The sequence below is a fragment of the Bradyrhizobium diversitatis genome (assembly GCF_016031635.1).
GTDB classification, from domain to species: Bacteria; Pseudomonadota; Alphaproteobacteria; order Rhizobiales; family Xanthobacteraceae; genus Bradyrhizobium; species Bradyrhizobium diversitatis.
Genome location: NZ_JACEGD010000046.1, coordinates 1 through 25,137 on the forward strand (window position 1 = coordinate 1; position 25,137 = coordinate 25,137).

At 63.0% G+C, this 25,137-nt stretch carries 27 protein-coding genes and 1 pseudogene; 20 read left to right on the top strand and 8 right to left on the bottom strand.

Annotated elements, in window-relative coordinates:
- The 5 genes from H1B27_RS34505 to H1B27_RS34525 form a co-directional block, all read left to right on the top strand.
- Positions 1-286 (top strand): transposase (locus tag H1B27_RS34505; protein WP_197965649.1); only part of this gene is annotated, 286 nt, incomplete at its 5' end.
- A gap of 89 nt (positions 287-375) precedes the next feature.
- Complete coding sequence (locus H1B27_RS41315) at positions 376-594, top strand: phospholipase effector Tle1 domain-containing protein (RefSeq protein ID WP_197969093.1); 219 nt, start codon at positions 376-378, stop codon at positions 592-594.
- A gap of 176 nt (positions 595-770) precedes the next feature.
- Positions 771-2,342 (top strand): S10 family peptidase, encoded by a 1,572-nt coding sequence (locus H1B27_RS34515; RefSeq protein ID WP_197969094.1) that lies wholly within the window; start codon positions 771-773, stop codon positions 2,340-2,342.
- A 55-nt stretch (positions 2,343-2,397) separates the two neighbouring features.
- Positions 2,398-2,634: a glycosyl hydrolase 108 family protein gene (locus H1B27_RS34520; RefSeq protein WP_197969095.1), complete on the top strand. Its 237-nt coding sequence runs from the start codon at positions 2,398-2,400 to the stop codon at positions 2,632-2,634.
- A gap of 930 nt (positions 2,635-3,564) precedes the next feature.
- Positions 3,565-4,005 (top strand): YbgC/FadM family acyl-CoA thioesterase, encoded by a 441-nt coding sequence (locus tag H1B27_RS34525; RefSeq protein ID WP_197969096.1) that lies wholly within the window; start codon positions 3,565-3,567, stop codon positions 4,003-4,005.
- A 16-nt stretch (positions 4,006-4,021) separates the two neighbouring features.
- Here H1B27_RS34525 and H1B27_RS39850 read toward each other — a convergent pair whose 3' ends face one another.
- The 5 genes from H1B27_RS39850 to H1B27_RS41125 form a co-directional block, all read right to left on the bottom strand.
- On the bottom strand, positions 4,022-4,270 hold the full coding sequence (locus tag H1B27_RS39850; protein WP_246515898.1) for a type IV toxin-antitoxin system AbiEi family antitoxin domain-containing protein: 249 nt from the start codon (positions 4,268-4,270) through the stop codon (positions 4,022-4,024).
- Positions 4,271-4,604: 334 nt separating this feature from the next.
- The gene (locus tag H1B27_RS41120; RefSeq protein ID WP_311977502.1) at positions 4,605-4,784 is read right to left on the bottom strand and encodes an AbiEi antitoxin N-terminal domain-containing protein; all 180 of its coding nucleotides are present in this window, start codon (positions 4,782-4,784) and stop codon (positions 4,605-4,607) included.
- A gap of 555 nt (positions 4,785-5,339) precedes the next feature.
- Positions 5,340-6,200, bottom strand: a complete 861-nt coding sequence (locus H1B27_RS34540; protein ID WP_311977504.1) for an alpha/beta fold hydrolase — start codon at positions 6,198-6,200, stop codon at positions 5,340-5,342.
- A 359-nt stretch (positions 6,201-6,559) separates the two neighbouring features.
- Positions 6,560-7,696, bottom strand: coding sequence for a glycosyltransferase (locus H1B27_RS34545; protein WP_246515899.1), 1,137 nt, complete (start codon positions 7,694-7,696; stop codon positions 6,560-6,562).
- Between the two features lie 495 nt (positions 7,697-8,191).
- Entirely contained in the window at positions 8,192-8,488 is a 297-nt protein-coding gene (locus H1B27_RS41125; protein ID WP_197969130.1) for a hypothetical protein, read from the bottom strand.
- On the opposite strand from H1B27_RS41125, the pseudogene H1B27_RS34555 reads away from it, so the two are divergent.
- The 3 genes and pseudogenes from H1B27_RS34555 to H1B27_RS34565 all read left to right on the top strand — a co-directional run.
- Positions 8,438-8,725 (top strand): annotated as a pseudogene (locus H1B27_RS34555) (YbgC/FadM family acyl-CoA thioesterase); the annotation flags it as partial. The gene H1B27_RS41125 and the pseudogene H1B27_RS34555 overlap by 51 nt on opposite strands.
- 154 nt (positions 8,726-8,879) lie before the next feature.
- Positions 8,880-9,293, top strand: coding sequence for a YbgC/FadM family acyl-CoA thioesterase (locus tag H1B27_RS34560; protein WP_376709020.1), 414 nt, complete (start codon positions 8,880-8,882; stop codon positions 9,291-9,293).
- Between the two features lie 93 nt (positions 9,294-9,386).
- The gene (locus H1B27_RS34565; RefSeq protein WP_197969098.1) at positions 9,387-9,854 is read left to right on the top strand and encodes a nuclear transport factor 2 family protein; all 468 of its coding nucleotides are present in this window, start codon (positions 9,387-9,389) and stop codon (positions 9,852-9,854) included.
- A 197-nt stretch (positions 9,855-10,051) separates the two neighbouring features.
- Here the strand turns inward: H1B27_RS34565 and H1B27_RS34570 are convergent, their stop codons facing one another.
- Both H1B27_RS34570 and H1B27_RS34575 read right to left on the bottom strand, forming a co-directional pair.
- Positions 10,052-10,762 carry a type 1 glutamine amidotransferase gene (locus H1B27_RS34570; protein ID WP_197969099.1) on the bottom strand — a complete coding sequence of 237 codons (711 nt, stop codon included), beginning with the start codon at positions 10,760-10,762 and terminating at the stop codon, positions 10,052-10,054.
- A 39-nt stretch (positions 10,763-10,801) separates the two neighbouring features.
- Complete coding sequence (locus tag H1B27_RS34575) at positions 10,802-11,728, bottom strand: LysR family transcriptional regulator (protein WP_197969100.1); 927 nt, start codon at positions 11,726-11,728, stop codon at positions 10,802-10,804.
- Positions 11,729-11,879: 151 nt separating this feature from the next.
- Here H1B27_RS34575 and H1B27_RS34580 point away from each other — a divergent pair, with 151 nt between their 5' ends.
- From H1B27_RS34580 to H1B27_RS34615, 8 genes are read left to right on the top strand one after another with little or no spacing between them, the layout of a single operon-like run.
- Positions 11,880-12,836 carry an N-carbamoyl-D-amino-acid hydrolase gene (locus tag H1B27_RS34580; protein ID WP_197969101.1) on the top strand — a complete coding sequence of 319 codons (957 nt, stop codon included), beginning with the start codon at positions 11,880-11,882 and terminating at the stop codon, positions 12,834-12,836.
- A 39-nt stretch (positions 12,837-12,875) separates the two neighbouring features.
- Positions 12,876-13,703: an ABC transporter substrate-binding protein gene (locus tag H1B27_RS34585; RefSeq protein ID WP_197969102.1), complete on the top strand. Its 828-nt coding sequence runs from the start codon at positions 12,876-12,878 to the stop codon at positions 13,701-13,703.
- Positions 13,700-14,557, top strand: a complete 858-nt coding sequence (locus tag H1B27_RS34590; RefSeq protein ID WP_197969103.1) for an amino acid ABC transporter permease — start codon at positions 13,700-13,702, stop codon at positions 14,555-14,557. Before H1B27_RS34585 ends, H1B27_RS34590 begins: the two co-directional genes overlap by 4 nt.
- The gene (locus H1B27_RS34595) at positions 14,554-15,318 is read left to right on the top strand and encodes an amino acid ABC transporter ATP-binding protein (RefSeq protein WP_197969104.1); all 765 of its coding nucleotides are present in this window, start codon (positions 14,554-14,556) and stop codon (positions 15,316-15,318) included. The genes H1B27_RS34590 and H1B27_RS34595 overlap by 4 nt, the downstream gene beginning before the upstream one ends.
- A gap of 16 nt (positions 15,319-15,334) precedes the next feature.
- A complete protein-coding gene (locus tag H1B27_RS34600) occupies positions 15,335-16,150 on the top strand; it encodes an ABC transporter substrate-binding protein (RefSeq protein WP_197969105.1) in 816 nt (271 codons plus the stop codon).
- Positions 16,137-17,021: a polysaccharide deacetylase family protein gene (locus H1B27_RS34605; protein ID WP_197969106.1), complete on the top strand. Its 885-nt coding sequence runs from the start codon at positions 16,137-16,139 to the stop codon at positions 17,019-17,021. Before H1B27_RS34600 ends, H1B27_RS34605 begins: the two co-directional genes overlap by 14 nt.
- Positions 17,021-18,604 (top strand): ABC transporter substrate-binding protein, encoded by a 1,584-nt coding sequence (locus H1B27_RS34610; protein WP_197969107.1) that lies wholly within the window; start codon positions 17,021-17,023, stop codon positions 18,602-18,604. The genes H1B27_RS34605 and H1B27_RS34610 overlap by 1 nt, the downstream gene beginning before the upstream one ends.
- Positions 18,601-19,974, top strand: coding sequence for an amidohydrolase family protein (locus tag H1B27_RS34615; RefSeq protein WP_197969108.1), 1,374 nt, complete (start codon positions 18,601-18,603; stop codon positions 19,972-19,974). The genes H1B27_RS34610 and H1B27_RS34615 overlap by 4 nt, the downstream gene beginning before the upstream one ends.
- A gap of 214 nt (positions 19,975-20,188) precedes the next feature.
- On the opposite strand, the gene H1B27_RS34620 is transcribed toward H1B27_RS34615, so the two are convergent.
- Positions 20,189-21,088 (bottom strand): LysR substrate-binding domain-containing protein, encoded by a 900-nt coding sequence (locus H1B27_RS34620; protein WP_197969109.1) that lies wholly within the window; start codon positions 21,086-21,088, stop codon positions 20,189-20,191.
- A 273-nt stretch (positions 21,089-21,361) separates the two neighbouring features.
- Here H1B27_RS34620 and H1B27_RS34625 point away from each other — a divergent pair, with 273 nt between their 5' ends.
- The 4 genes from H1B27_RS34625 to H1B27_RS34640 are packed head-to-tail and all read left to right on the top strand — an operon-like array spanning position 21,362 to position 25,136.
- The gene (locus H1B27_RS34625) at positions 21,362-22,396 is read left to right on the top strand and encodes an ABC transporter substrate-binding protein (RefSeq protein WP_197969110.1); all 1,035 of its coding nucleotides are present in this window, start codon (positions 21,362-21,364) and stop codon (positions 22,394-22,396) included.
- Between the two features lie 24 nt (positions 22,397-22,420).
- On the top strand, positions 22,421-23,461 hold the full coding sequence (locus H1B27_RS34630) for an ABC transporter ATP-binding protein (RefSeq protein ID WP_197969111.1): 1,041 nt from the start codon (positions 22,421-22,423) through the stop codon (positions 23,459-23,461).
- Entirely contained in the window at positions 23,458-24,333 is an 876-nt protein-coding gene (locus H1B27_RS34635) for an ABC transporter permease (RefSeq protein ID WP_197969112.1), read from the top strand. Before H1B27_RS34630 ends, H1B27_RS34635 begins: the two co-directional genes overlap by 4 nt.
- Complete coding sequence (locus H1B27_RS34640) at positions 24,330-25,136, top strand: ABC transporter permease (protein WP_197969113.1); 807 nt, start codon at positions 24,330-24,332, stop codon at positions 25,134-25,136. Before H1B27_RS34635 ends, H1B27_RS34640 begins: the two co-directional genes overlap by 4 nt.
- Position 25,137: the final 1 nt, after the last annotated feature.

Here is a 25,137-nt window from a genome sequence, read left to right on the forward strand (position 1 = left end):
CCGAATCTTCATCTCTGGCCAGAAGCGCGGCGTCTTCGGTGTCATCAAGCGCGAGCTGCGCCGCCGTTCCGCCATCGAACCCATCATCGGACACCTGAAGACCGATGGCCACCTCGGCCGCTGCTACCTCAAAGGCCGCGCCGGCGATGCGGCCAACGTCATCCTCTCAGCCGTCGGCCACAACTTCCGCCGCATCCTCGCCTGGATCAGAGAACTCTTGTGCCTGTTCCTGATCCAGCTCTGGCGCACGCGCGCCTGTCCGGCCCCGCTCAATTCGGCTTCTTAACGGACGACTAGGAATTTGCACACAGTCCGCGCTTAGCTTTGCAGGATCAAACCTCGCGAGCCTCTGCCGGTCGGGATCATGATCTCGCGTTGTGTATTGCCGACGAAATCAAGTATCAGGCGCTTGCCATCGATGAGCACCGCAACGACTTCGCTCCGACGCTGTGGGACGTTCGTCACCCGAAACATCCGAACAGGTCATCGCCCAACCGCGCCCCGCTCTCCGGCGTTGAGCAGCGCTGGTTTGTAGGTGCCCACGCAAATGTTGCTTTGTGCCATCGCGCAGGCGGCCCGTGCCCTCAGGAATAGAGGCAACTACTAGACTTAGTAGGTTTGTTGTTCCCGAGTCTTAGCTAACTGAAGAGAGCCGTTTGGCAGATACGCCTAGTGCAACATAAGGCAGAACAGCCAGGCTGTCCCGCAACCTTAAACTGTCGCAATCGGCCGCTGACAGAAAGGTGCGGCCGGACCGAGGAGAAAACTCTATGCTGTTCGATTTAACCGCGCTACGCCAGATCCCTCTCGCGCTGGCCCTACTTGCGTGCAGCGTAACGGGGAGCGCCGGCGCCGACGATCCGCCGCCGCGTCCCGACGCCCAGACGCCGGTCGGCCAGAAGGGAGGGCCCGGCGCGCGCAGCGCCAGCGCGCCGACTTCCCCGTCGGGGGCCGAGCAGCATCGTCTACCGCCGGATTCCACCATCAAACAGACGCTGGACCTGCCCGGCCGGACGCTTCGTTTCATCGCGACTGCGGGCTCGATTCCCGTGTTCGACCACAAGGGCGAGCCGCAGGCCGACATCGCCTACACCTCCTATCAGCTCGACGGCACAGATCGCCTCACGCGTCCGGTGACGTTCCTCTTCAACGGCGGCCCCGGGTCATCCTCTGCTTGGCTGCAGTTCGGCAGTGCCGGGCCATGGCGGCTGCCGATCGATGCGGAAACTGTCACCGCGTCGGCCTCGCCCGAGGTCAGGCCCAACGCCGAGACGTGGCTCGATTTCACCGACCTCGTGTTTATCGATCCCGTCGGTACTGGCTATAGCCGTTTCGTGGCGACGGGCGAAAATGTGCCCGGGCAGTTCTATTCGGTCGATGGTGACGCCAGTTCAATCGCGCTTGTGATCCGCCGCTGGCTCGAGAAGTACGAGCGGCTCTCCTCGCCGAAATATGTCGCGGGCGAAAGCTATGGCGGCATTCGCGGACCGAAGGTTGTGCGCAATCTGCAGATGGAGCAGGGCGTCGGCGTGAAGGGCCTGATCCTGCTGTCGCCGCTGTTCGATTACCGAGAGTTCACAAGCACGAGCCTTCTGGGATTGGTCGCAACGCTGCCAAGCTATGTCGCGGTGGCCCGCGAAGCCAAGGGCGAGGACAGGGGGACGGTCAAAGGCGCCGATCTCGCCGATGTCGAAGCTTACGCGCGTGGCGAATTTTTGGCCGACCTCATCAAGGGCGAAGCAGACGAGGAGGCCACCAACCGTCTCGCCGACAAGGTCGCCGCTTTGACCGGCATTGACAAGGCCGTAAGCCGACGGCTCGCCGGGCGCTTTGACCGCGGCGAATTCCGCCGCGAGTTCGACCGCAAGAGCGGCAAGGTGACCGGCGGTTACGACGCCTCGGTGCGCGGCCTCGATCCCTATCCGGACTCGGATAGCTACCGCTTCGGCGATCCCTCGGGCGATGCGCTAGCGGCGCCGTTGAGCAGTGCCGCCGTCGATGTCCTGACGCGCAAGCTCAACTGGCGGCCGGACGGCTCGTATAAACTGCTCAACCGCGCGGTCACACGGGCCTGGAATTTCGGCCACCAGAGCCTACCGGAGTCGCTTTCAGAGCTGCGCGAGATCCTTGCCACGGACGCGAAGATGAACGTCATGGTCGGGCACGGCCTGTTCGATATTGTTACGCCCTATTTCGGCTCGAAGCTGGCGCTCGATCAGTTGCCGCCCTTTGCGTCGGCGCCGCGGGTCAAACTCGCGGTTTATCCGGGCGGCCACATGTTCTATTCACGCGACGCCTCGCGCCAGGCCTTTCGTGCCGAGGTCGAATCGATGATGAAGTAGGGCGTGTATGCGCGGCGAGAGTCTCCAAGGTAAGCTCTCAGTTCGCGGAACTACCATGGAAGTCGAAAATCTTTCAGCGTGCCTGGCTGTGGCACTCAAATACGAAGGTGGATACTCGAACACTCGAAATGATCCGGGCAATTGGACCGGCGGCCAAGTCGGCATCGGGGCTCTGAAAGGAACCAAATACGGGATCGCAGCTCATATGTATCCGGCTCTCAAAATCAAGAACCTGACGCTTGAAGACGCAAAGTCGACTTATGAAAGAGACATTGGAGAAAGTGCGCGGTGATAGTCTGCCTTACGGCGTCGATGTTGCGATTTGACGCTAGCGTGATGTCCGGACCTCGGCGAGGCGTTCGGTGGTTGCAAGGGGCGGTCGAGGCTAACAGGATGGAATCGTCGGAATGAGACGATTGCGAAGGCGCTTGCCGCCAACGGCAAAGCGACGATCCAAAGCATTTTGCGCGAAACGTCGAGGCTTTGTGCAATTCCTTTTATCGCGAGCACATTTCGGTCGGGGCTGGTCACGGCGCATCGCTGAGGTTGAGGCGCAGGCCGTCGCCATGTGCCTGACGCGCGGAACAGGGTAGCGCAGGAGGACCAGGCGGAGATAAGGCAGCATGGTATCGCTGCACGCGGTAGATGCGCGCGCATTTGATCGCTCATGCTTTCGGAAGAGCTCGTATCCGAGCGCGGACATCCCCTCAAGCTGACGGCCGAGACGATGTGAGGTGTGATTTGCCGACTGGACGTTCGAGGTCTGTGCGCGATTGGCGCGCTTCTCGTGGCCAAAGCTCGGCGGTCTGAAGCCCTGGCAGGCAAACTCGTACGGATGGGCCGATCATTGAACCTGGGTTGCCGGTCATTGCAAGATGCTCCGTCATTGCCCTTCGCCGACAACACGGCCCGTTCCCGCACGCCCTGACTCTCTCTATCTGGGAGCCGGCCGACCTATTGTATCCCAGCCACGTTTTTCGTTCTGCTCTGTGCTTTCACGATCATCAGCCACACACGTCAGCGTCCGTCTGCGCCATGGAACGAACGTCTCCGAGGGCTTCGACGCGTGCCGAGCGGCTGCGGAAACTTTGGCGTTGGGAGCCCCTCACCAAATTCCATGTGCATCCCAAGCAAGGTTCAAGCTAAAGCGATTGGCGCTTGCTCAGCAACTGCCTCTGTGCGAGTCGAGGAGTTCCCGAAGTGCGATAGGAGGAATCTTCCTGTGACAGGCTCTCTTGATGGCGAAATTCGCGACGGTCGGCATCAAATGCGCGTCCGCGTTTTTTTCGAAGACACTGACTCCGGTCAGATTGTTTATCACGCCAATTTTTTGCGCTTCATGGAACGCGGCAGAACAAATTACTTGCGTTTGCTCGGAATGAATCAGCAGGAGCTCCTGAAAGAAGCGCGGAGAGATGCGCCGGGCTTTGCCTTCGTTGTCCGTTCAATGAGTATCGACTTTCTAAAGCCGGCAATCTTGGATGACCTGCTTGAGGTTATCACGGTTCCAGAAGACGTGAGGGGCGCGTCGATTACCCTGCTGCAGGAATGCAGGCGTGGAGACGATCTCTTAGTCACGGCCCGCGTGCGCGTTGCCTTTATCTCAGGCGGAAAGGCGCAACGCATCCCGAAGGCGCTGCGGCTCGCCATGGAAGGGGCGTAGAAAAATCTACGCTTGTTCACGCTGCCGCCCTCCAGCGTCCCAGCGGAATCAAACAGCTAGTATCCTGTTGTGATATCGTCAACAGAAGAACAGCCTTTTTGACTTTCACGCTTCTGCAATCGTCCAGTAGCTTTTGCAGCTTGCGGGGACTGAGGTTGCGCAAGCCCTCAACAAGCATGTCGGCCTGGTGGAAGCTCTCGCTATTCGGCAACTCTTTGAGCAGTTCAAGCAACGCACGCTCGGCAATGACACGGTCAGCGGCCATTCGCTCTCGCCCCATATCTGCTTGAATGGGCCTGCCTGGAATTCATCGGCGGCGGTGCCCGTATTGCTCTGGACATTCCAGGTGCAGTTCTTGAGCCCCTTCGTCACCGGATCGGCTTTGAAGGCGTTGTGCTCTTGCGGAATGTGAAGCGCTCATTGAGCGGAAGCTTGAAGAGCCATCCAGGCGGAGCATCGGGACCGTACAGATAAAAGACGGTCGGCCCTTCAGCCCGGAAGTAGTGCGCAAAACCTTGCAGTTGGAGCGCGGGTTCGCCCTCTGACGATCAGGGGGCGCGCAAGCAGGGTCTGAAGCGATATGACGGCCTTCTGCCATGTCAGGGTGCCAAGCGGACGCTTGAAAGTCCCACGCGACGGCTGAACCAGCCAGCCGAGACATATTGGCTGCGCAGACCTGTCGAATAGCCATGCTTCGTCATCCACTCGGCATCGACCAAGAGACCTTCCGGAAGGGTATGTTCAAGAAAGTTTAGCTTTCGGCCAGAAGACTTAGTCATGCTTAGCGATACAGCAGAACTTTAAACACTGGAAAGTTCATAGATTTGCAAATTCGCTAAGTCTGACTAGCAGAAAACTCATAATCAAACCTGGCTCGTCGACCACGCCAATCACACTTCGATCTCCAATGCGCAGCCATGGGTGAAGCGAAGCGGAGAAGGGAAGCCGTCTTAAACGGGCCGTGTCCATGCGGCTCGCAGAAGACCGCGCGTCTCTGTTGCTTCACCGGCCAGGGCTGGCACAAGCCGCACGCTGTCCTTGGACTTAAAGCGCTGCCTGCCACGGGACGTGTCGAAAAATGCTACATCAAGGAGCTGGATCCAGCGTTGCACCCATTTCCGCCGAACACATCATTTCGGTCCGTCTGCCGCGTATTGAGGGGCGACGGTGAGTTTTCGATCTCAGGGGCTGCGACCTCACATCAACTTCGATGGCCGCTTCAACTTGTAGGACGCCAACTTTGCGTCTCGGGCACCGCATCTACCCGGAACGGATCATCATTCCGTGGGCAGGGAAAACCGGTTCACTGTCCGGATCTGCTCAAGGGGTCCGCGTCAGCCTCTGCACCGGCGGAGCCCGACGGTTAGAAAGCGGTCGAGCATGGCATTGACCTGATCTGCAACCTCGATCGTGTTGTAATGTCCGGCGAGCATCGTCTTCGCTATGACCAGCTGTGGACAGATCTCCTGGAGCCGATCGAGATCGCGCGCCATGTTCACGAGCGGAACATCGGCCGAAATGTAAGCCATGGGAATCCAGCAGGCCTCTGCAGCCGGGACCGGATCATAGTTCAGGATAGCGTTCCGAATCATTGAATGAGCCACATGCTGTGGCGTCCTCTCGCAAGACGGACGTACATAGGTTTCGTAGATCATCTTTCGTCGGGCAGGATCTTCGAAATCGCAGCCCAGTTCCCATGCGTTCGCTTTTAAGACCAGCAGATAGTTGGGCCCGCCGATACCTTCCAGAAGTGCTCGAACTCCGGGAGATTCGCGCAAGATCGGGGGCGGCATGATGATCGTATCGATCATCACCATGCCCGAGGCCAGATCCGGATAGCGGCCGCATAGTTCGAGCGCGATCCGGCCTCCCATGCTGTGGCCAATCACAACCGGCTTGTGCAGTTCCAGTTGAGCGCATTGCCAAGCGATGTCGTCCGCAAATCCTGCCATGGTATAGTCTTGCTGGGGTCCATCGCTGGAGCCGTGACCGCGAAGATTGACGGCCACGACGCGACGGCTTTGAGAGAAGTGGGCGATCTGGGGCGTGAAGATGCCGTGGTCGCCTGTCCAGCCATTGACAAGGAGCAGCGGAGGAACTTCCGCGGCTACAGGTCCGGCCTCAACATGTGCCAAACGTACACCGTCGCGGCTCAACAGAACGGGCCTCAACTTGTGATAAGAGATCACGGTCACTTTCCTCCTGAGCTGGGCTTGCCTTCCATGGACTTCGGCTCAGCCTTGGCCGGAAGACCGGGGGCGCTCCCAAGCTCATGAGACTCGCCAAACCCAGTTCGGCCGAGGTCGTTGCGAGATCGTCTCCCGTCGCCGAAAGGCTTGGGACGGGCGCGTCAATGCCAAACATCGGCAAGCAAGCCATAAGACCAAGTAACAAGGTGAAGGCAAATGAATCGGGATAAATGCGCAAGGCATCCTTCTCTTTGATCGGCCATTGCGCCAGCCTGGCGCGTGGAGATGTTTCCACCAGCAAGAGGCAATTCATCGAGCAGTGGCCGTTTCGCTGATCGTTTGGCCGGTCCGCGATGGACTCAAATTCATGAGTGGCTACGTCGCTGACGTCCAACAGCGGCGAGAAGCTCCATCTCGTTGACAAGGCCAGAGGTATCAATATCGGCTTTAATAGCCTCGCCAAGCCTCCGGGCCGCGACTTTGAATTGCGGTTCCGTGATCAGCCGGTTTATGGCTGCCGCAATATCCGGTTCAGAAGCCGTCGGCCCCAATCGAAGTCCCACGCCCTTCGCCTCGACCCGCGCAGCGTTGGCCAACTGGTCTCGCGCCATTGGCAGAATCAGTTGCGGCAAAGCGTTGATCAGTGAACGGGTGACGGTGCCGTGGCCGCCTTGTGATATGACCATGGAAACGTCCCTCATGATGGAGTCATGGGGAGCACCGCACACCAAATGCACGTTCTGCGGAGCTCGAAAGTCGGCCACGTCCAGACTCGGACCTGTTGTAAACACAGCGTCGATGTCAACCTTTCCGACGGCGTCGATGACGCGCTGGAACAGATCGCGCTGGTTCTGCGCACCCGTGCTACAGGCGATCAGCGCGCGAGAACGATCAGACTGCCCGGGCCATGGAGCCTGCCACGACTTCGACCAATTCGGCACATCGAGCAACGGTCCAATATAGCGAAAATTGTCCGGAAGAGAGGTGGCTTCGAAGTCAAAGGCCCGACTGGTCGCGAGCAGAACTCGGTCAGCCCGGTCGAACAGATCCATAACGTCGGGAAGAACGGGAAGTCCGCAATCAACGCGGGCCCGATTGAGGATAGGAAGAGACGCATTCATCGCGCCATGGAAAGCGGCACAGGCTGCTGCCACCTCGGCCTGCTCCTCTGGCGTTTTCGGTTGCCCCAATCCGGACGTGGCCGGCGGCATTCCCGGCAGGATCCGAAGGCTGACGTGAGGCGAAAGAAACGCGAAAGGTACGCCGGACGCTTCCGCCCCAAGTGCCGCTCCGAACAGAAAATCGAGGCTAAGGACGGCATCCGCTGGTAAGCGGCCAATTTCGTCCCCAATATCTCTCGCGTAGGCAGAGCAAGGCTCAAAGACGACCCTGCGCATCCGATCTTGCAGGTTCGAGACATCTGTTGGATCCGCAGCCTCCCCGATTGGGGCGCTTCGCCATGACACGAACTCGAAATCGGCGGCGTCGACTTCTGCACGCATGGCGGGGTCCGCAATGACCCGAACATGGTGACCATGCCCGCGCAACCGCCGGGCCGCGGTGAGGAGCGGACTGAGGTTTCCCAACGTGCCCCACGAGGCGAGGAGAAAACGGTAAGACATCACAGAAGTTCAACTCCTTCGCTTCAAAGAAGGCGGCGCTGTCGCCACTTGCTAAGATCGGCTGCGCGCGTGCGCGGACCTGAGAGGGCCGCAACGTGCCACGCGACCACCCAGTGCGGCGCACGCCTCACCCACATAGGCGACCCCTCGTTACGGGCGGCCGGCCGCCCCAAGCGCTTCCACGGACTGATTTACCGCTACGGCGCACCTCTACGAGCCCTCTTGGCTTTGTGAGATGTTCGATCTGCCTTGACTCCGATCTGTTTCGGCCTGCCATCAAGCGAAGTGACGCGGGCCCTCGAAAAGCACGCTGACTGAAAGCGTCACGAGGATGCCCGCGCTTCATGCGTTTCGAAGACATGTATCTCTCAATGCTCACGTGGCGTGGCACTCAAATGTGAGTTGCCAATGAGCAATCGACGCGCCTGCGGGGGTGTGGCTTTTGTCAACATTTTTCAAGCCTACAACGTAACGCAACGTGAGATTCAAGCTGTTTTTGTTGAGTCCCAGAACCTCATTCGATTTCTGCCGCGAGCGAGGTGCATGCTCCCGAAGTGCGATAGGAGGAATCTTCCTGTGATAGGCTCTCTTGCTGGCGAAATTCGCGACGGTCGGCATCAAATGCGCGTCCGCGTTTATTTCGAAGACACCGACTCCGGCCAGATTGTTCATCACGCCAATTGTTTGCGCTTCATGGAACGCGGCAGAACAAATTGCTTGCGTTTGCTCGGAATGAATCAGCAGGAGCTCCTGAAAGAAGCGCGGAGAGATGTGCCGGGCTTTGCCTTCGTTGTCCGTTCAATGAGTATCGACTTTCTAAAGCCGGCAATCTTGGATGACCTGCTTGAGGTTATCACGGTTCCAGAAGACGTGAGGGGCGCGTCGATTATCCTGCTGCAGGAATGCAGGCGTGGAGACGATCTCTTAGTCACGGCCCGCGTGCGCGTCGCCCTTATCTCAGGCGGAAAGGCGCAACCTTCCCGAAGGCGCTGCGGCTCACCATGGAAGGGGCATAGAAAAATCTACGATTGTTCACGCTGTCGCCCTCCAGCGCCCCAACGGAATCAAGCAGTTAATATCCTGCTGCGATATCGTCAAACCAGAGTTCTCGGGGATCGTCTATCACGCCAACTATCTGCGCTACATGGAGCGCGGACGCACCAATCATCTGAGGCTGATGGGCGCCGAGCAGCAGGCCCTGTTCGAACAGGTCGAGACGGAGGGCGCAGGCTTTGCCTTCGTCGTCCGCTCGATGCATCTGGATTTTCTCAAGCCCGCACGAATGGACGACGTGCTCGACGTCGTGACCTGGCCGGTCGCGGTGAAGGGTGCGTCCATCATGCTGGCGCAAGAGGTGCGGCGCGGCCACGACGTGCTGGTGAAGGCCGAGGTCCGCGTTGCCTTCATCAGCGGCGGTCGCGCCCAGCCGATTCCGAAGTCGATACGCACCCTGATGAAGGCCGATCTGATTTCGTGATCGCCCGATAAGTGATCGCCTGATTTGTGGCGGCCTATCGACTCCGCCAATCGGGGCGATAAATTCACGGCCCGATCAACCGATGAGGCCATCATGTCGCGCCCGCCGCTTCCACCCTTCACCCGCGAGACCGCTGCGCAAAAGGCCCGCATGGCCGAGGACGCCTGGAATTCACGCGATCCGGTGCGCGTGTCGCTCGCCTATACCGAGGACAGCCGCTGGCGCAATCGTTCCGAAGTCCTTCAGGGCCGCGAGGCCATCGTCGCGTTCCTCACCCGCAAATGGGAGAAGGAGCTGGACTACCGGCTGATCAAGGACCTCTGGGCGTTCGACGGCAACCGCATCGCGGTGCGCTTCCAGTACGAATGGCACGATGCCGGCGGCCAGTGGTATCGCTCCTACGGCAACGAGCAGTGGGAGTTCGATGAGCACGGCCTGATGAAGCGGCGCGAGGCGTCGATCAATGACATCGCGATCGCTGAAAAAGATCGCCGGTTTCACTGGCCGGCTCCGGGGCCAAGGCCTGCCGACGTGGCGGGGCTGGGGACCGATCCGTTCTGATATTTTCCGCGAGCGACGCTGCTTCACCCCTCTCCGCTTGTGCGAGACGGGTGCCGAGCGAAGCTCGGCGGGTGAGGGGTCTCTATCCCCACGAGCAGTCCAGCGAGTGGATAGAACCCCTCATCCGGCGTTTCGCGCCACCTTCTCCCACAAGGGGAGAAGGGAAGGGTCGGCTGACGCGGGCACTGGCACTGTGATCAAACATTGCGCCTCGCCAGGAACCTCGTAATCGCGCCACCGAGCTTCGCATTGTCCAGCGGCTGCCCCAGCGATGCCCTCGCCGTTGCGACGACGTCATCCGGCGCCTTGCCGTCGCGCAGATCGCAACACACCTGTGCAAACTCCACGTCGAATTCCGGATGCGGCTGCACGGTCAGCGTTGCGCCGTTGGCATAGAGCAGGCCGGCATGCGGGGTAAAGTCCGAGGAGAGGATCGTCAGCGCGTCGCTCGGCGCCTCGATCACCTGGTCCTGATGCGAGCAGGGAATGGCGATTGTTTCGCCGTCGATCACGCCATTCTCCGGCAGTACCTGATAGACGTGCCGGCCGATGCCCCAGCCTTTTTCCGATTTTCGAACAGTGCCGCCGAGGGCCTGCGCGATCAGCTGATGGCCGAAGCAGACGCCGACCATCGGCGTCTTGTTGGTGTAGGCCTTGCGCACGAAATCTTCCAGCGGCGCCATCCAGTCCAGTTCGTCATAGACGCCGGCGGCCGCGCCGGTGATCAGGATGGCCTCCACCTGGCGCGGATCGGGAAGCGCATCGCCATTCGGGATGCTGACGACGTCGACCGTGGCCGTGGGGTCCTCGGTTCGGATCATGCGCGTGAACATGTCCGGAAACGAGCCGTGGCGTTCGCGATGCTCTTGAGGAACGAGCCCGGTCTCGATGATGGTGATGCGTGCCATGTGCACCTCGGATAGAAGGTTGCGCGTGTGATCGCAAGCTCAGTCGCGTTCTGCCCCATGTTGCTGGTGTGGCGCTGTGCGCTCCAGCAGCGTGCTTTCCTTGCGGACCTCGTTGAGAAAGGCCTTGGCCAGGCGCGACAGCGGCTCGGCTTCCGACCACAGCATATAGGCGACCGCCTGCGTCGTCGGCGTGAACGGACGGACGACGAGGCCGCTGCCGCCGTTCTGCCGCGGCGAGAACGGATCGACCACCGCAGCGCCGACGCCGGCGGCGGCCAGCACGCAGGCCGTGTTGCAGTAGCGCACCTCGACGGTCGGCCGGAACGCCGCACCGGCGCGGGCAAAGCTGTCGCGCACGGCTTCGCCAAGCCGCGTGCCGCGCTCGAGCCCGATGAAGGGCAGGCCGGAAAGATCGGACGCGGATATCACCGGCCTGTCGGCGAGCGGATGCTGCGGCGGCACCACGCACACCATCTCGCCGGTATGCACCACCTCATGCGCGATCCCTGGATGATGCGTCAGCCCGAGGGCGAAGCCGAGCTCGGCGACGCGGCTCAGCACACCCTCGATGATACCCTCGTAGCGACGCACGTCGAAGAACACGCGCGTCTCCGGGCGACGGCGCAGGAAGCCTGACAGCGCGGAGGGGATGATGCTGTAGGCGAGCGGCGGGGTCGCCACGATGGCGAGATGCCCGGAGCGGTTCTCGCGCAGATCGCGCAAGCGGTTCTCGAGCTTGGCGTGCAGCGCGAAGATCGCCTCGCTCTCCTTGTAGAGCGCCATGGCTTCGGCGGTCGGAAACAGCCGGTTGTTGACGCGCTCGAAAAGCGCGAAGCCGGCCTGCGCCTCCATCGTCTTCAGCGCGTTGCTCACCGCGGGCTGCGACAGCGCCAGCTCGTCCGCCGCCGCAACCGTGGTGCGGTGGCGGATAACGGCGCGCAGAATTTCGAGCTGACGCAGGTTCATATCACTGCCGATTATACTCAGGGCCAAAACATCATAGCAACGCGAATTGATTTTGCAGCCCCGCTCGCCCGTAATGGCAGCGGATTTGCGCGTCGCATCAAAGGGTTCATTCGCCCATTGAGGCAGCACCGCGCACAGATTGGAGGCAAACTTGGTTCGTGTCCTTCGCGCCGCCGCCGCTCAGATGGGGCCGACGCAAAAAGCCGATACGCGCGAGCATACGCTGTCGCGGATGCTCAACATGCTGGAGGAGGCGGCCGGTCGCGGCGCCAGCCTCGTGGTGTTTCCGGAGCTTGCCTTCACCACCTTCTTTCCGCGCTGGCTGCTCGAAGGCGAGGCTCTCGACCAGTATTTTGAGCGCAGCATGCCGAATCCGGCGGTGGCAAGGCTGTTCGACCGGGCGCGTGCGCTCCGCGTCGGCTTCTATGTCGGCTATGCCGAGAAGACGCCGGACGGCCGCCGCTATAACTGCTCTATCCTGGTCGATCGCGACGGTGAGATCCTCGGCCGCTACCGCAAGGTGCATCTTCCCGGGTCGGTCGAGCCGCGTCCGGGCGCGCGCTACCAGCAGCTCGAGAAGCGCTATTTCGAATATGGCGATCTCGGCTTTCCCGCCTTCCGCGCCGGCTCGTCCTGGGCCCACGCCATCATGGGCATGATGATCTGCAACGATCGGCGCTGGCCGGAATCCTGGCGCGTGCTCGGCCTGCAAGGCGTCGAGCTCGTCTGCATCGGCTACAATTCGGCGGCCTATGATCCAAACGGTGGCGCCACCGAAGACGGCGCCTTGCGCACCTTCCACTCGACGCTGGTGACGCAGGCCAACGCCTACATGAACGCGACCTGGGCGATCTCGGTGGCCAAGGCGGGCGAGGAGGACGGCTCCGGGCTGATCGGCGGCTCCTGCATCGTCGATCCCAACGGTCGCATCGTCGCGCAGGCGCAGACGCTCACCGATGAGGTGATCGTCGCCGACATAGATCTCGACCTCTGCCGCCAGGGCAAGGACAAGATGTTCAATTTCGCCGCCCACCGGCGGCCCGAGCAGTACAGGGTGATCACCGAGCGCGCCGGCGTGATCGAGCCGGCCGTTCTTGACGCAGATTGATTCCAAACGGCCGATCGCAGCGTTGGCAAAGGAGCTGACATGACACGCCTCCCGCATTTGCTTGCCTTGGCAGCGTTGGCTGCCGTGACGTCGGCGCGGGCGGCCGAGCTTCCGGCGGAGATCAAGCAGGCCGGCACGCTGAAGCTCACGGTCAATTCCACTTACGCACCGATGGAATATCGCGATCCCGCAACCAACGAGCTGGTCGGGCTCGATATCGACCTCGCTAAAGAGCTCGCGAAGCGGCTTGGCGGGCTGAAGATCGTCTGGAGCGAGACGCCATTCGCCGAGCTGATCCCCTCGCTCCAGACCAAGCGTGCCGATTTCATCATCTCCGGCATCTCCGATCGCGCCTCGCGGCGCGAGACTGCCGATTTCGTCGACTATCTCGCAACCGGCCCGCAGTTCTTCGTGATGGCGGAGAGCGGGGCCAAGGATGCGACCGATCTCTGCGGCAAGAAGGTCGGCACCACCCGCAGCACCAGCTTCCCGGTCGAGATCGAGAAGTGGAGCAAGCAGAATTGCGAGCCGGCCGGCAAGCCGGCGATCCAATATGTTCCGGGCGAGAACTCCATCGACGTCCGCAACCAGCTCAAGCAGGGCCGCATCGACGCCGCCGTGCAGGGCAGCGAGACGCTGCCCTATGCGCAGACGCAGGAGCCCGGCAAATACCGCGTGGTCGGCGAGCCCTTCGCCAAAGGTTACCAGGGCATCATGTTCCGTAAGGACGATACGGCCCTGCGCGAGGCCGTGACGGAGAAGCTCGCGGCGATGATCGCCGACGGTACCTACAAGGCCATTCTCGACAAATGGGGCTTAGGCGCCAACGCTGTCGCCCAGCCCATGCTGAACGCGGCGCCGCAATGAAGCCGGCCCCGGCACTCGCGGACGGATTTCCCGATCTGTCGGGCATGCAGATCGCGCGCGAGCCGCACTGGTTTCGCTGGTTCAGCGCGGCCCTGATCCTCCTTGTGCTGACGGCGATCGCCCGCGCCTTTGCCAATGGCCAGATCGAATGGTCCTATGTCAGCCGCTTCCTGACCGCGAAGGTCATTCTCGAAGGCATCGTCAACACCATGGTGATGGCGGTGCTGGCCATGGCGCTCGGCATCGTGCTCGGCATCGTCGTCGCGGTCATGCGGCTGTCGCCCAATCCGGTGCTGAAGACGGTTGCGGCCGGCTACACCTGGCTGTTCCGCGGCACGCCGCTGATCCTGCAGCTGCTGCTGTGGTTCAACCTAGCACTGGTGTTTCCGACCATCGGCATCCCCGGCCTGTGGTCCGTGCGCGCCGTCGACGTCATGACCCCGTTCCTCGCCGCCTTGCTTGGGCTCGGCATCAACCAGGGCGCCTACACCTCCGAAGTGATGCGAGCTGGCATGCTGTCGGTCGACATCGGGCAATATGAAGCGGCGCAGGCGATCGGCATGGGGCGGCTGCGCGCGTTGCGGCGGATCGTGCTGCCGCAGGCGATGCGCGTGGTGATTCCGCCGCTCGGCAACGAGTTCATCGGCATGGTGAAGGCGACCTCGCTCGCGAGCGTGATCCAATATCCCGAACTGCTGCACAACGCCGAGAACATCTACTACGCAAATTCCCGCGTCATCGAGCTCCTGATCGTCGCCGGGCTCTGGTACCTGCTCGTGGTCTCGATCCTGACCCCGCTCCAGATGCTGCTCGAACGACGCTTCGCGCGCGGCACATTGCGGCTGGCGCGATGACAAGACCTCTCGTCGCGATCCGCTCCGTAGCGAAGAATTTCGGGGAATTTCAGGCTCTCAAGAACGTCTCGCTCGACGTCTGGCCCGGCGAGGTGATGTGCCTGATCGGCGCCTCCGGCTCCGGCAAGACGACGCTGCTTCGCTGCATCAATCAGCTCGCCACGATCGATGCCGGCGGCATCTGGCTGGACGGCGAGCTGCTTGGGGTGCGCGAGCAAGGCGGGAAGCTCCATCGCCTGAGCGAGCGCGAGATCGGGCGGCAGCGGCTGAAGACCGGCATGGTGTTCCAGCGCTTCAACCTGTTTCCCCACAAGACCGCGCTGGAGAACATTACGGAAGGTCCGACCCAAGTTCAGTGGCGCAAGCCGGATGAGGTGCGCGCCGAGGCGATCGAACTGCTACGTCGCGTCGGGCTTGCGGCCAAGGCGAACTCCTATCCTGCGCAGCTCTCCGGCGGCCAGCAGCAGCGCGTCGCGATCGCGCGGGCGCTCGCCATGAAGCCGATGCTGATGCTGTTCGACGAGCCCACCAGCGCGCTCGATCCCGAGCTCGTCGGCGAGGTGCTCGCGGTGATGAAGGAGCTGGCGCGAACCGGCATGACCATGATGGTGGTGACACACGAGCTCGGCTTCGCCCGCGAGGTCGCCGACCGGGTCGTCTACATGGACCAGGGCGCGATCGTCGAGCAGGGGCGCGCCTCCGACGTGTTGGGCGCGCCGCGCGAGCAGCGCACCAGGGCATTTCTTTCGGCAGTGATCTGACATTGGGGGTATGGTGATGAAGAGATTTTTGCTTGCGGCGGCGTTCCTGGGCGCCATGAGCGCGTCGGCGATGGCGGCCGAATTGCCGCCTGAGATCGCCAAGCGCGGCAGCATCAAGGTCGCCTTGGTGCCGAACTACCCGCCGATGGAATTCCGCGATCCCGCCACCAACGCGCTCTCCGGCTTCGACGTCGATCTCGGCGAAGCCATCGGCCGCAAGCTCGGCGTCAAGATCGAATGGACCGAGACCAGCTTTGCCGAGTTCATGCCCTCGATCTCGACCGGGCGGGTGGATGCGATCCTGTCCGGCTTCACCGACTATGCGAGCCGGCACGAGGTCGCGACCTTCGTGGATTACTTGCGCAGCGGTCCGCAGTTCTTCGTGCAGGCGTCGCGCAAGGCCGAGTTCAAGGATGCCGTATCGCTGTGCGGCAAGAAGGTCGGCGCCAGCCGCCGCACCATGTTCCCGGCCCAGATCGCGGCGTGGAGCGAGAAGAATTGCGGCGGCAATCCGATCCAATTCGTCGGCACCGACGGCTCGGCCGACGCGCGCACGCAGCTGCGGCAGGGCCGCATCGATGCCGCCGCCCAGGGCAACGAGACGCTGCCCTACATCATGGAGCTCGAGCCCAACACCTATGCGACGGTGGGCGAGCCCATCGCGCAGCAGTTCACCGGCATTGCCCTGCCGGTGAAGGAGAAGGCATTGCAGCAGGCCATGCTGGTGGCGGTCGACGCGCTGATCGCGGATGGCACCTACAAGACGCTGCTGGCGAAGTGGAAATTGAGCGACAACGCAATCGAGAAGGCGACCATCAATGCTGGACAGTAAGGCACTCCAGAGCATTCCGCTCGTTCCGGCCAACACCGCGGATCCCGCGCCCGACTATCCCTGGCCGAAGCCGTACACATCCGCGATGTTCCTGTCGTTCGACGTGGACGCCGAGAGCGCCTGGACCAGCAAGGACGCAGGTCATGCGCAGCGGCTCATCACCATGAGCTATGGCGGCTATGAGGCGCGCGTCGGCACACCAAAACTGCTGGAGCTGCTCGGCCAGCTCGATCTCAAGGCGACGTTCTTCGTCACGGGCTGGTCGGTCGATGCGCATCCGGCAATGGCGGAGTCCATCCTCAAGGCCGGTCACGAGATCGGCCATCACGGCTATCACCATCTGTTGCCCGATCCCGGCGATCCCTGGATCGAGGAGGAGCTGGAGCGCGGCTTCGAGGCGTTGAAGCGCCGGCTCGGCGTCAAGCCGACCGGTTATCGCGCGCCTTACGGCGAGTTCACCGAGGAGCTGCGCGTCGCGCTGGTGCGCCACGGCATCGTCTACACGTCCTCGTTCCGCGACGACGTCAGGCCCTATCGCCATCGGCTCGGCGACGGCAAGCCCGGCACGATCGAGCTGCCGGTCACCGCAAGCTATGACGACTGGATGCACGGCCTCTCCGCCCGCTTCAGCCCGCGCTCGATCTTCCCCAAGGAGCACGTGCTCTCGATGTGGAAGGACGAGCTGGATGAGGTCCGCGACTGGGGCGCGATGGTGACGACCGTGCTGCATCCGCAATGCAGCGGCCGTCCGATGCGGCTGCGGCTGCTGCGCGAGTTCCTGACCTACGCAAAGTCGTGCCCGGATGTCTGGATCACCACCGGCGAGAACATCGTGGAAAACTTCCTGCGCCACGAAGCCGGTAACCGCTGATGTCCATCTCCCGCCGTTCGCTCCTCAAGGCCGGCGCGGCGCTGCCGGCGCTGTCGCTGCCGGGCATCGTCCGCGCTGAATCCCAGTCCACGCTGCGCTTCATTCCCGTGATCGATCTTGCCTTCGTCGATCCGATCTATTCGACCGCGCAGGTGTCGCGAAACCACGGCTTCATGGTCTACGACACGCTCTACGGCATGAGCGCCTCGCTCCAGGTCTCGCCGCAGATGGTGTCGGGCCACGTCATCTCGGGCGACCTGCTGCAGTGGGATATCACGCTTCGCGACGGCCTGTTCTGGCACGACGGCGAGCGCGTGCTCGCCCGCGATTGCGTTGCCAGCATCCGCCGCTGGGCCGCGCGCGACGGCTTTGGCGCCGAGTTGTTGGAGGCGACGGCCGAACTGCTGGCTGCCGACGACCGTACCATCCGTTTTCGTCTCAAGCGTCCGTTCCCCCTGCTGCCGCAGGCGCTCGGCAAGGCCGCGATCAACGCCTGCTTCATGATGCCGGAGCGGCTGGCGAGCCAGGATCCGTTCAAGCCGCTCACCGAGGTGATCGGCAGCGGCCCGTTCCGCTATCTTGCCGACGAGCGCGTGCAGGGCGCGCGCAACGCCTACGCCAAGTTCGAGCGCTATCAGCCGCGCACCGACGGCAAGCCGGATTGGACCGCCGGACCGAAGATCGTGCACTACGACCGCGTGGTCTGGACCACCACGCCCGATGCCGGCACCGGTGTCGCCGCGCTCCAGACCGGCGAGCAGGATTGGCAGGAGACCACGCCGCACGATCTGTTGCCGGTGATCAAGGCGGCCGGCGATATCGAGACGCGTATCCTCGATCCCCGCGGCTACGCCTGCATGCTGCGCCTCAATCATTTGCAGCCGCCGTTTGACAATCCCGCCATCCGGCGCGCGCTGCTGGGTGCGATCGACCAGTCCGCGTTCATGACCGCGGTTGCCGGCACCGACCCGGCCTTTCAGGTCGCGCCGATCGGTTTCTTCGCGCCCGGCACGCCGATGGCGAGCGAGGTCGGGCTCGAGGTGTTCCGCGGCCCGCGCGACTACGCCAAGGTGAAGGCCGACCTGAAAGCCGCCGGCTACAACGGCGAGAAGATCGTGGTGCTGGTTCCCACCAACTCGCTGGCGCAGAAGCCGCTCGGCGAGATCGCGGTCGACAGCCTGCGCAAGGCCGGCATGAACGTCGAATATGCCGGGCTGGATTTCGCTGTCGTGCTGCAGCGTCAGCTGAAGAAGGACCCGATCGGGCAGGGCGGCTGGAGCGCCGCTGTCGGCAACTGGCAGGGCATCGACTGGCTCAACCCGGCCGGCAACACCAACATCCGCGGCGAAGGCAAGGTCGCCGGCTGGTATGCGAGCGAGAAGATGGGGCCGCTGCGCAGCCAATGGCTGGCGGCCTCAGAGCTCGCCGAGCAGCAGCGCATCTGCCGCGAGATCCAAGCGGTCGCGTTCAAGGAAATCCCGTATATTCCGATCGGGCTGTACAAACAGCCGACCGCCTATCGCAAGGCGATCACCGGCATTCTCGACGGCACCGCCGTCTTCTGGAACGTGCGTCCCGCATGAGCACCACAGCAATCTTCGGCAGCTATGTGCTGTCACGGAAAGACGGCGCGCAGGATGTCTTGCGCGACCACTGGGTTCTGGTCGAAGGCAAGAAGATCGCCGCGATCACGCGCGACAAGCCGCGCGCCGATCAGGTCCATGATCGCCCAGGCCGCTTCGTCCTGCCGGGTCTGCTCAACCTGCACAATCACTGCTTTTCGGAAGCGGTGGCGCGCAGTCACACCGAGGACGGCAACGGCCGCAAGAACAACCAGAGCATCGTCTACACGGTGCTGCTGCCGCTGACCAAGCGCGGCGCCGATATCCTGTCGGCGGAAGAGCGGCTTGCGGTGGCACGGCTCGGCATCCTCCAGCTGCTCAAGGGCGGCGCAACCACGGTGATGGAGCCATTCCGCAATTCGATTCCGGAAATGTTCGACGCGGCGAAGGAGATGGGCATCCGCTTCTATGGTGCGCCCTATCTGTTCTCGACCTCGGATGCAAAGGCCGGGCCGGACGGTGTGGTCCAATATTCCGGCGACGACGGCGCTGCGGACATGGCGACGTGGAATGCGCTCTATCAGCGCTGGAATAATCGCGGCGACGGCCGCATCAGCCTCGCCATGAGCCCGCATGCCACCGACACATGCGGCCCCGATCTGCTGAAGGCCTGCGCCACCCGGGCGCGCGAGCTCGGGGTGCCCATCACGACGCACATGGCTCAGAGCCGCGCCGAGGTCGAGACCATCGGCAAGCGCTACGGCGGCCGCACCCCGGCGCAATATCTGGACTGGCTTGGCCTGCTGGCGCCCGACCTCATGGCGGCGCATTGCATGTTCAGCAGCGACGACGACCTCAGGCTGATGGCCGCGCGCGGCATGACCGTGCTGAACTGCCCGCGCGTCTTCGCGCGCGCCGGCATCACCGCGGCCTTCAGCCGCTTCGCCGAGCACGGTGTGCGCACCGTGGTCGGCACCGACGGCTACAACATGGACCTGCTCGGTGAGCTCAATGCCGCCTCGCTGATCTCAAAGATCACCTCGGCGCGTCCCGACGTCGCGAACTCGCCGGAGCTGATCGAAGCGAACACGGTTGTTGCCACCGACGTCATCAAGCGCCCCGATCTCGGCCGGATCGAACCGGGCGCGACCGCAGATCTCACCGTTGTCGATCTCACCCATCCGCATCTGCAGCCGCTGTTCGATCCGCGCCGCGCGCTGATCGCACTCGCCAACCGTGCCAATATCGATCAGGTCATAGTCGACGGTCGTGTGCTGGTCGATGAGGGACGCTATCTCGGCGCGGACGAGGCGGCGATCATTGCGGCGGGCACCGCCGCGATCGGCAAGATCTGGGACCTGCCGGAGGCGCAGGCCGCGTTCAACGGCTGATCGCTTTTTTTTGCGCATGATCGTCGCCTCGAGGAAAGTGCGCTCCCTCTCCCGCTTGCGGGAGAGGGCTCTCTCCTCGTAGGAACACTCCCCGTGTGGAGAGAACTCTCTCCCGACGCGCGGGACGATGCTTCGCATCGCCCGGACGCGCCGACCTCTCCCGCAAGCGGGAAGGTTGCAGCGAGCCTGTGGCTGCACTGTTCGAAGCGAAGCCCTAATCCTCAAACTCCACCAGCGCCTTGCGCATGGTCTCGACCAGGTCCAGCGCCACCGGTGAAGGACTGCGCTGCGCCGGAAAGACCGCGGAGAATTCGAAGTCGATGCGCGGCAGGAAGCGGCGCACGACGATGCCGCGCGTTGCAAATTCCTGCGCCGTGAAGGGATCGCAGATTGCGACGCCAAGCCCTGACGACACCATGCCGCACATGATCTCCGACAGCGTGGTCTCGACGCGCAGCACGCGGCGGACATCGTGGCGGTGGAAGACCTGGTCGACAAGATGCCGGCTCGACGATCCCGCCGACAGCGAGATGAAGGTCTCGCCCTCGAAATCGCACGGCTCCAGGACTTCCTTCTCCGCGAGGCGATGACCGGTCGGCAGCACTGCGACGCGCGCCGGCGCCGGCAGTCTCTGGCTCGGCAGACCGGAATGCGCGATCGGCACCTCGGCAAAGCCGACGTCACATTGATTGTTCAGCACCCAGTCGACCACGATCGGCGAGATGACACCGAAGAAGGCCAGGTTGAGGTTTGGCCGCTCCTTCAGGAAGTGACCGGTGAGCCGCGGCAGATAGCCGTTCGAGAGCGCCGGCAGTGCGGCGATGCGTAGCGAGCCCGTGCGGCGGCCGCGGATTTCTTCCGCCGCCGCAGTGATGCGTTCGAGGCCCACGAAGGAGCGCTCGACCTCGGTGTAGAGCGCCATCGCCGCGGCGGTCGGCACCAGACCGGTGCCGCGCCGCTCGAACAGCTCCATTTTCAGCAGGGCCTGGAGGTCGCGCAGCAACCGGCTGACGGCCGGCTGCGTCACCTTCATCAGCGCCGCCGCCTCCGTCACGCTGCCCGTCAGCATTGTCGCGCGGAAGGCCTCCACCTGCCGCGAATTGATCCGCGCCATCCCCACAATCCAATCATAACATTTTGGCATGCAGAGGGTGCCATTATTCATTGGACGATGGAAGTTTAGGTTGCGATCTTTTTCATCAGAGCTGGAGTCAGCCCGCTTTTTCGGCAGATTGGAGGAGTTCGAACCTCCAGATCGCGCCAGAACCTGCCGAACGGGGGCCGGAGCCCCGTCCGGAGAGGGTTTGCGCGGAAGGAAATGCGGAAGGGGCTTCGGCCGGAGACTTGTCGGCACGTCACCTCATTCCGGTATTGGAGATCGGTCCAAATGAAGACTCTTCGCCTTCTGACAGCGGTCAGCATCGCGGCGCTCGTTGCCGCCCCGTCGGTCGCCTCGGCCCAGCAAAAGACCCTCTACGTCGCCGGCTACGGCGGCTCGTTCGAAAAGACGATCCGCGACGAGGTGATCCCGGCCTTCGAGAAGGCAAACGGCGTCAAGGTCGAGTACGTCGCCGGTAACTCCACCGACACGCTGGCAAAGCTTCAGGCGCAGAAAGGCAACCAGCAGATCGACGTCGCCATCGTCGACGACGGTCCGATGTATCAGGCGATCCAACTCGGCTTCTGCGGCAAGCTCGACGGGCTGCCGGCCGATCTCTACGACACCGCCCGCTTCAAGGACGATCGCGCCGTCGCGATCGGCATCGTCGCGACTGGCCTGATGTACAACACGAAGGTGTTCAAGGAGAAAGGCTGGGCGCCGCCGACCTCGTGGAATGATCTGAAGGACACGAAATACGCCAAGCAGCTCGTGATCCCGCCGATCAACAACACCTATGGTCTCGAAGCGCTGGTGATGCTGTCGAAGATGAACGGCGGCGGCGAGACCAACGTCGAATCCGGCTTCAAGATCTTCAAGGAACAGATCAATCCGAACGTGCTGGCCTATGAGCCGTCGCCGGGCAAGATGACCGAGCTGTTCCAGTCCGGCCAGGCCGTGATCGCGGTTTGGGGCACCGGCCGTGTGCAGAGCTTCGCCAATACCGGCTTCCCCGTCGACTTCATCTATCCGAATGAAGGTGCGGCGACGCTGCTGACGACGGCGTGTCCGATCGCCAAGCCGAATGCCTCGCCGCTCGCCGCGAGCTTCGTCAAGATGCTGCTCGATCCGAAGATCCAGCTCGTGCTGCTGAAGGATTACGGCTACGGCCCGGTGCTGAAATCGCTGGTGGTCCCACCCGAGCTCGGCAAGATGGCGCCGATCGGCGAGCGCGCGGCCAAGCTCTACAATCCCGACTGGACCGTCATCAACGAGAAGCGCGAGGAGTGGACCAAGCGCTGGAATCGCGAGGTCGAGCGCTGACCGGTCGCGAGCGGAGACAGCGTCATGGCCTATCTCGAGCTCGATCGGGTCGCAAAGCAGTTCGGCGCGCAGACTGTGGTCGACGACTTCAGCCTGTCGGTGGGAAAGGGGGAGTTCATCTCCTTCCTCGGCCCGTCCGGCTGCGGCAAGACCACGACATTGCAGATGATCGCAGGCTTCCTCGATCCCACGCGTGGCGCGATCCGCCTCGAGGGCAAGGACCTCACCGCCATCCATCCGGCCAAGCGCGGCCTCGGCATCGTGTTCCAGAGCTACGCGCTGTTTCCGCACATGACCGCGGCGGAGAACGTCGCCTTTGGCCTGGAGATGCGTGGCGTGCCGCGAGGCGAGCGGGCCAAGCGCGTTCGGGCCGCGCTGGCAATGGTGGGGCTCTCCGGCTACGAGGATCGTCACCCACGCCGCATGTCCGGCGGCCAGCAGCAGCGCGTGGCGCTGGCGCGTGCGCTGGTGATCAAGCCGAGCGTGCTGCTGCTCGACGAACCGCTGTCGAACCTCGACGCCAAGCTGCGCGAGGAAATGCAGATCGAGCTGCGCCAGATCCAGCGCACCATCGGTACTACCACGATCCTTGTCACTCACGACCAGAACGAGGCGATGTCGCTGTCCGACCGCATCGTGGTGATGAGCCAGGGCAGGATCGAGCAGATCGGCACGCCGCAGGAAACCTACGAGAAGCCGGCCTCGGCCTTCGTCTCGCAGTTCCTCGGCAAGACCAACGACTTTGCCGGAACGATCGACCGGACCGTCGCGCCGACGCAGTTGGTGGCCGGCTCCTGGCGCGCACCGGCGCCGGCCGGGCTTGGCGGTGCCGTCACCGTCAGTGTTCGCCCCGAAAGAATCGGCTTTGGCGATACAGGGCTCAGCGCAAAAATCATCACGCGCATCTTCCAGGGCAATCACTGGCTGTTTCAGTGCGACAGCGAATGCGGCCCGGCGATCGTGATCCGCCAGAATGACGGCAAAGCGCAGCCGGCCGAAGGCGACGCGGTTCGCCTCACTTGGCGTTCCGAGGACATGAGCGTGCGCGCGAGGGCTGGCGCATGAGCATGGCCGCCGAGGAGCGCAGCCTACGCGCGCCGTGGGTGCTGACCGTGCCCGCCTTGATGCTGTTCGTCGGCGTGCTGCTGATTCCGCTGGCGATGACGGTGATGCTGTCGTTCCACGATTGGGGCCAGTACAAGGGCATCGAGCCGGTCTTCATCCTCAAGAACTGGCACGAGATCGCCACCGATCCCTATTACGCCGAGATGTTCTGGCGGACGTTCCGCATCGCGATCCTGACCACGCTGCTCACGGCCGTGTTGGGCGCGCCCGAAGCCTATATCCTCAACCGCATGAGCGGCCGCTGGAAGAGCTTCTTCCTGCTGGTCATTCTCGGGCCGCTCTTGATCTCCGTCGTTGCGCGCACACTCGGCTGGGCGCTGCTGTTCGGCGGCAACAACGGCCTCGTCAACAAGCTCCTGATGTCGCTCGGGGTCATGCGCTCCCCCATCCCCTTCATGTTCACCGAAACGGGGATGATTATCGCCCTTGCGCACGTGATGATGCCGTTCATGGTGCTGTCGGTGTGGGCCGCACTTCAGCGCCTCGACCCCCAGATCGAGAATGCCGCGATGTCGCTCGGCGCGGGCCCTGCGACCATCATCCGCCGCATCATCATGCCGCAGATCTTGCCGGGCGTGCTGTCGGGCGCCATCATCGTGTTCTCGCTCTCGGCCAGCGCCTTCGCGACGCCGGCGATCATCGGCGGCCGCCGGCTCAAGGTCGCGGCGACGCTCGCCTATGACGAATTCCTCAACACCCTGAACTGGCCGCTGGGGGCTGCGGTCGCGACGCTGCTGCTGGTCGCGCTGGTGCTGATCGTCGTCGGCAGCAACGCACTGATCGAGCGGCGCTATGCGGAGGTGTTCCGATGAGCCGGAACGGCCCGCTCGCGCTGATCTTCCACACCGTCTTCGTCATCGTCATGGTGGCGCCGATCCTGGTGGTCTGCCTCGTCGCCTTCACGCCGGAAGGCTTTCTTTCCTTGCCGACCAACGGATTTTCGCTGCGCTGGTTCAGGACCATCGCGAACTATCCCGAATTCATCCACGCCTTCTGGGTCAGCCTCGGCCTCGGCGCGCTGTCCTCGCTCGTGGCGCTCCTGTTCGCGGTGCCGGCGGCGCTCGCGATCGCGCGCTATCGCTTTCGCGGCCGTGATGCGCTGGCGGCGCTGTTCCTGTCGCCGCTAATGATCCCGCATGTCGTGCTCGGCATCGCCTTCCTGCGGTTCTTCACCTCGGCCGGGCTGGGCGGGACCTTTGCCGCGCTGATCGTCGCGCATGTCATCATCGTGTTTCCGTTCGCGCTGCGGCTGACGCTGGCGGCGGCAACCGGCATGGACCGCACCGTCGAGATGGCGGCGGTCTCGCTCGGCGCTGGCGGCTGGACATTGTTCCGCCGCGTGACGCTGCCGCTGATCCTGCCCGGCGTCATCAGCGGCTGGGCGCTCGCCTTCATCCAGTCCTTCGACGATCTCACCATGACCGTCTTCCTCGCGGCACCCGGCACCGAGACGTTGCCGGTGCGCATGTTCCTTTATATCCAGGACAACATCGATCCGCTGGTGACGTCGGTCTCGGCCTGCGTGATCGCGATCACCATGACCGCCCTCATTCTGCTCGACCGCATCTACGGGCTCGACCGTGTGCTCGCCGGCAAAGGCGATACGGGACGATAGG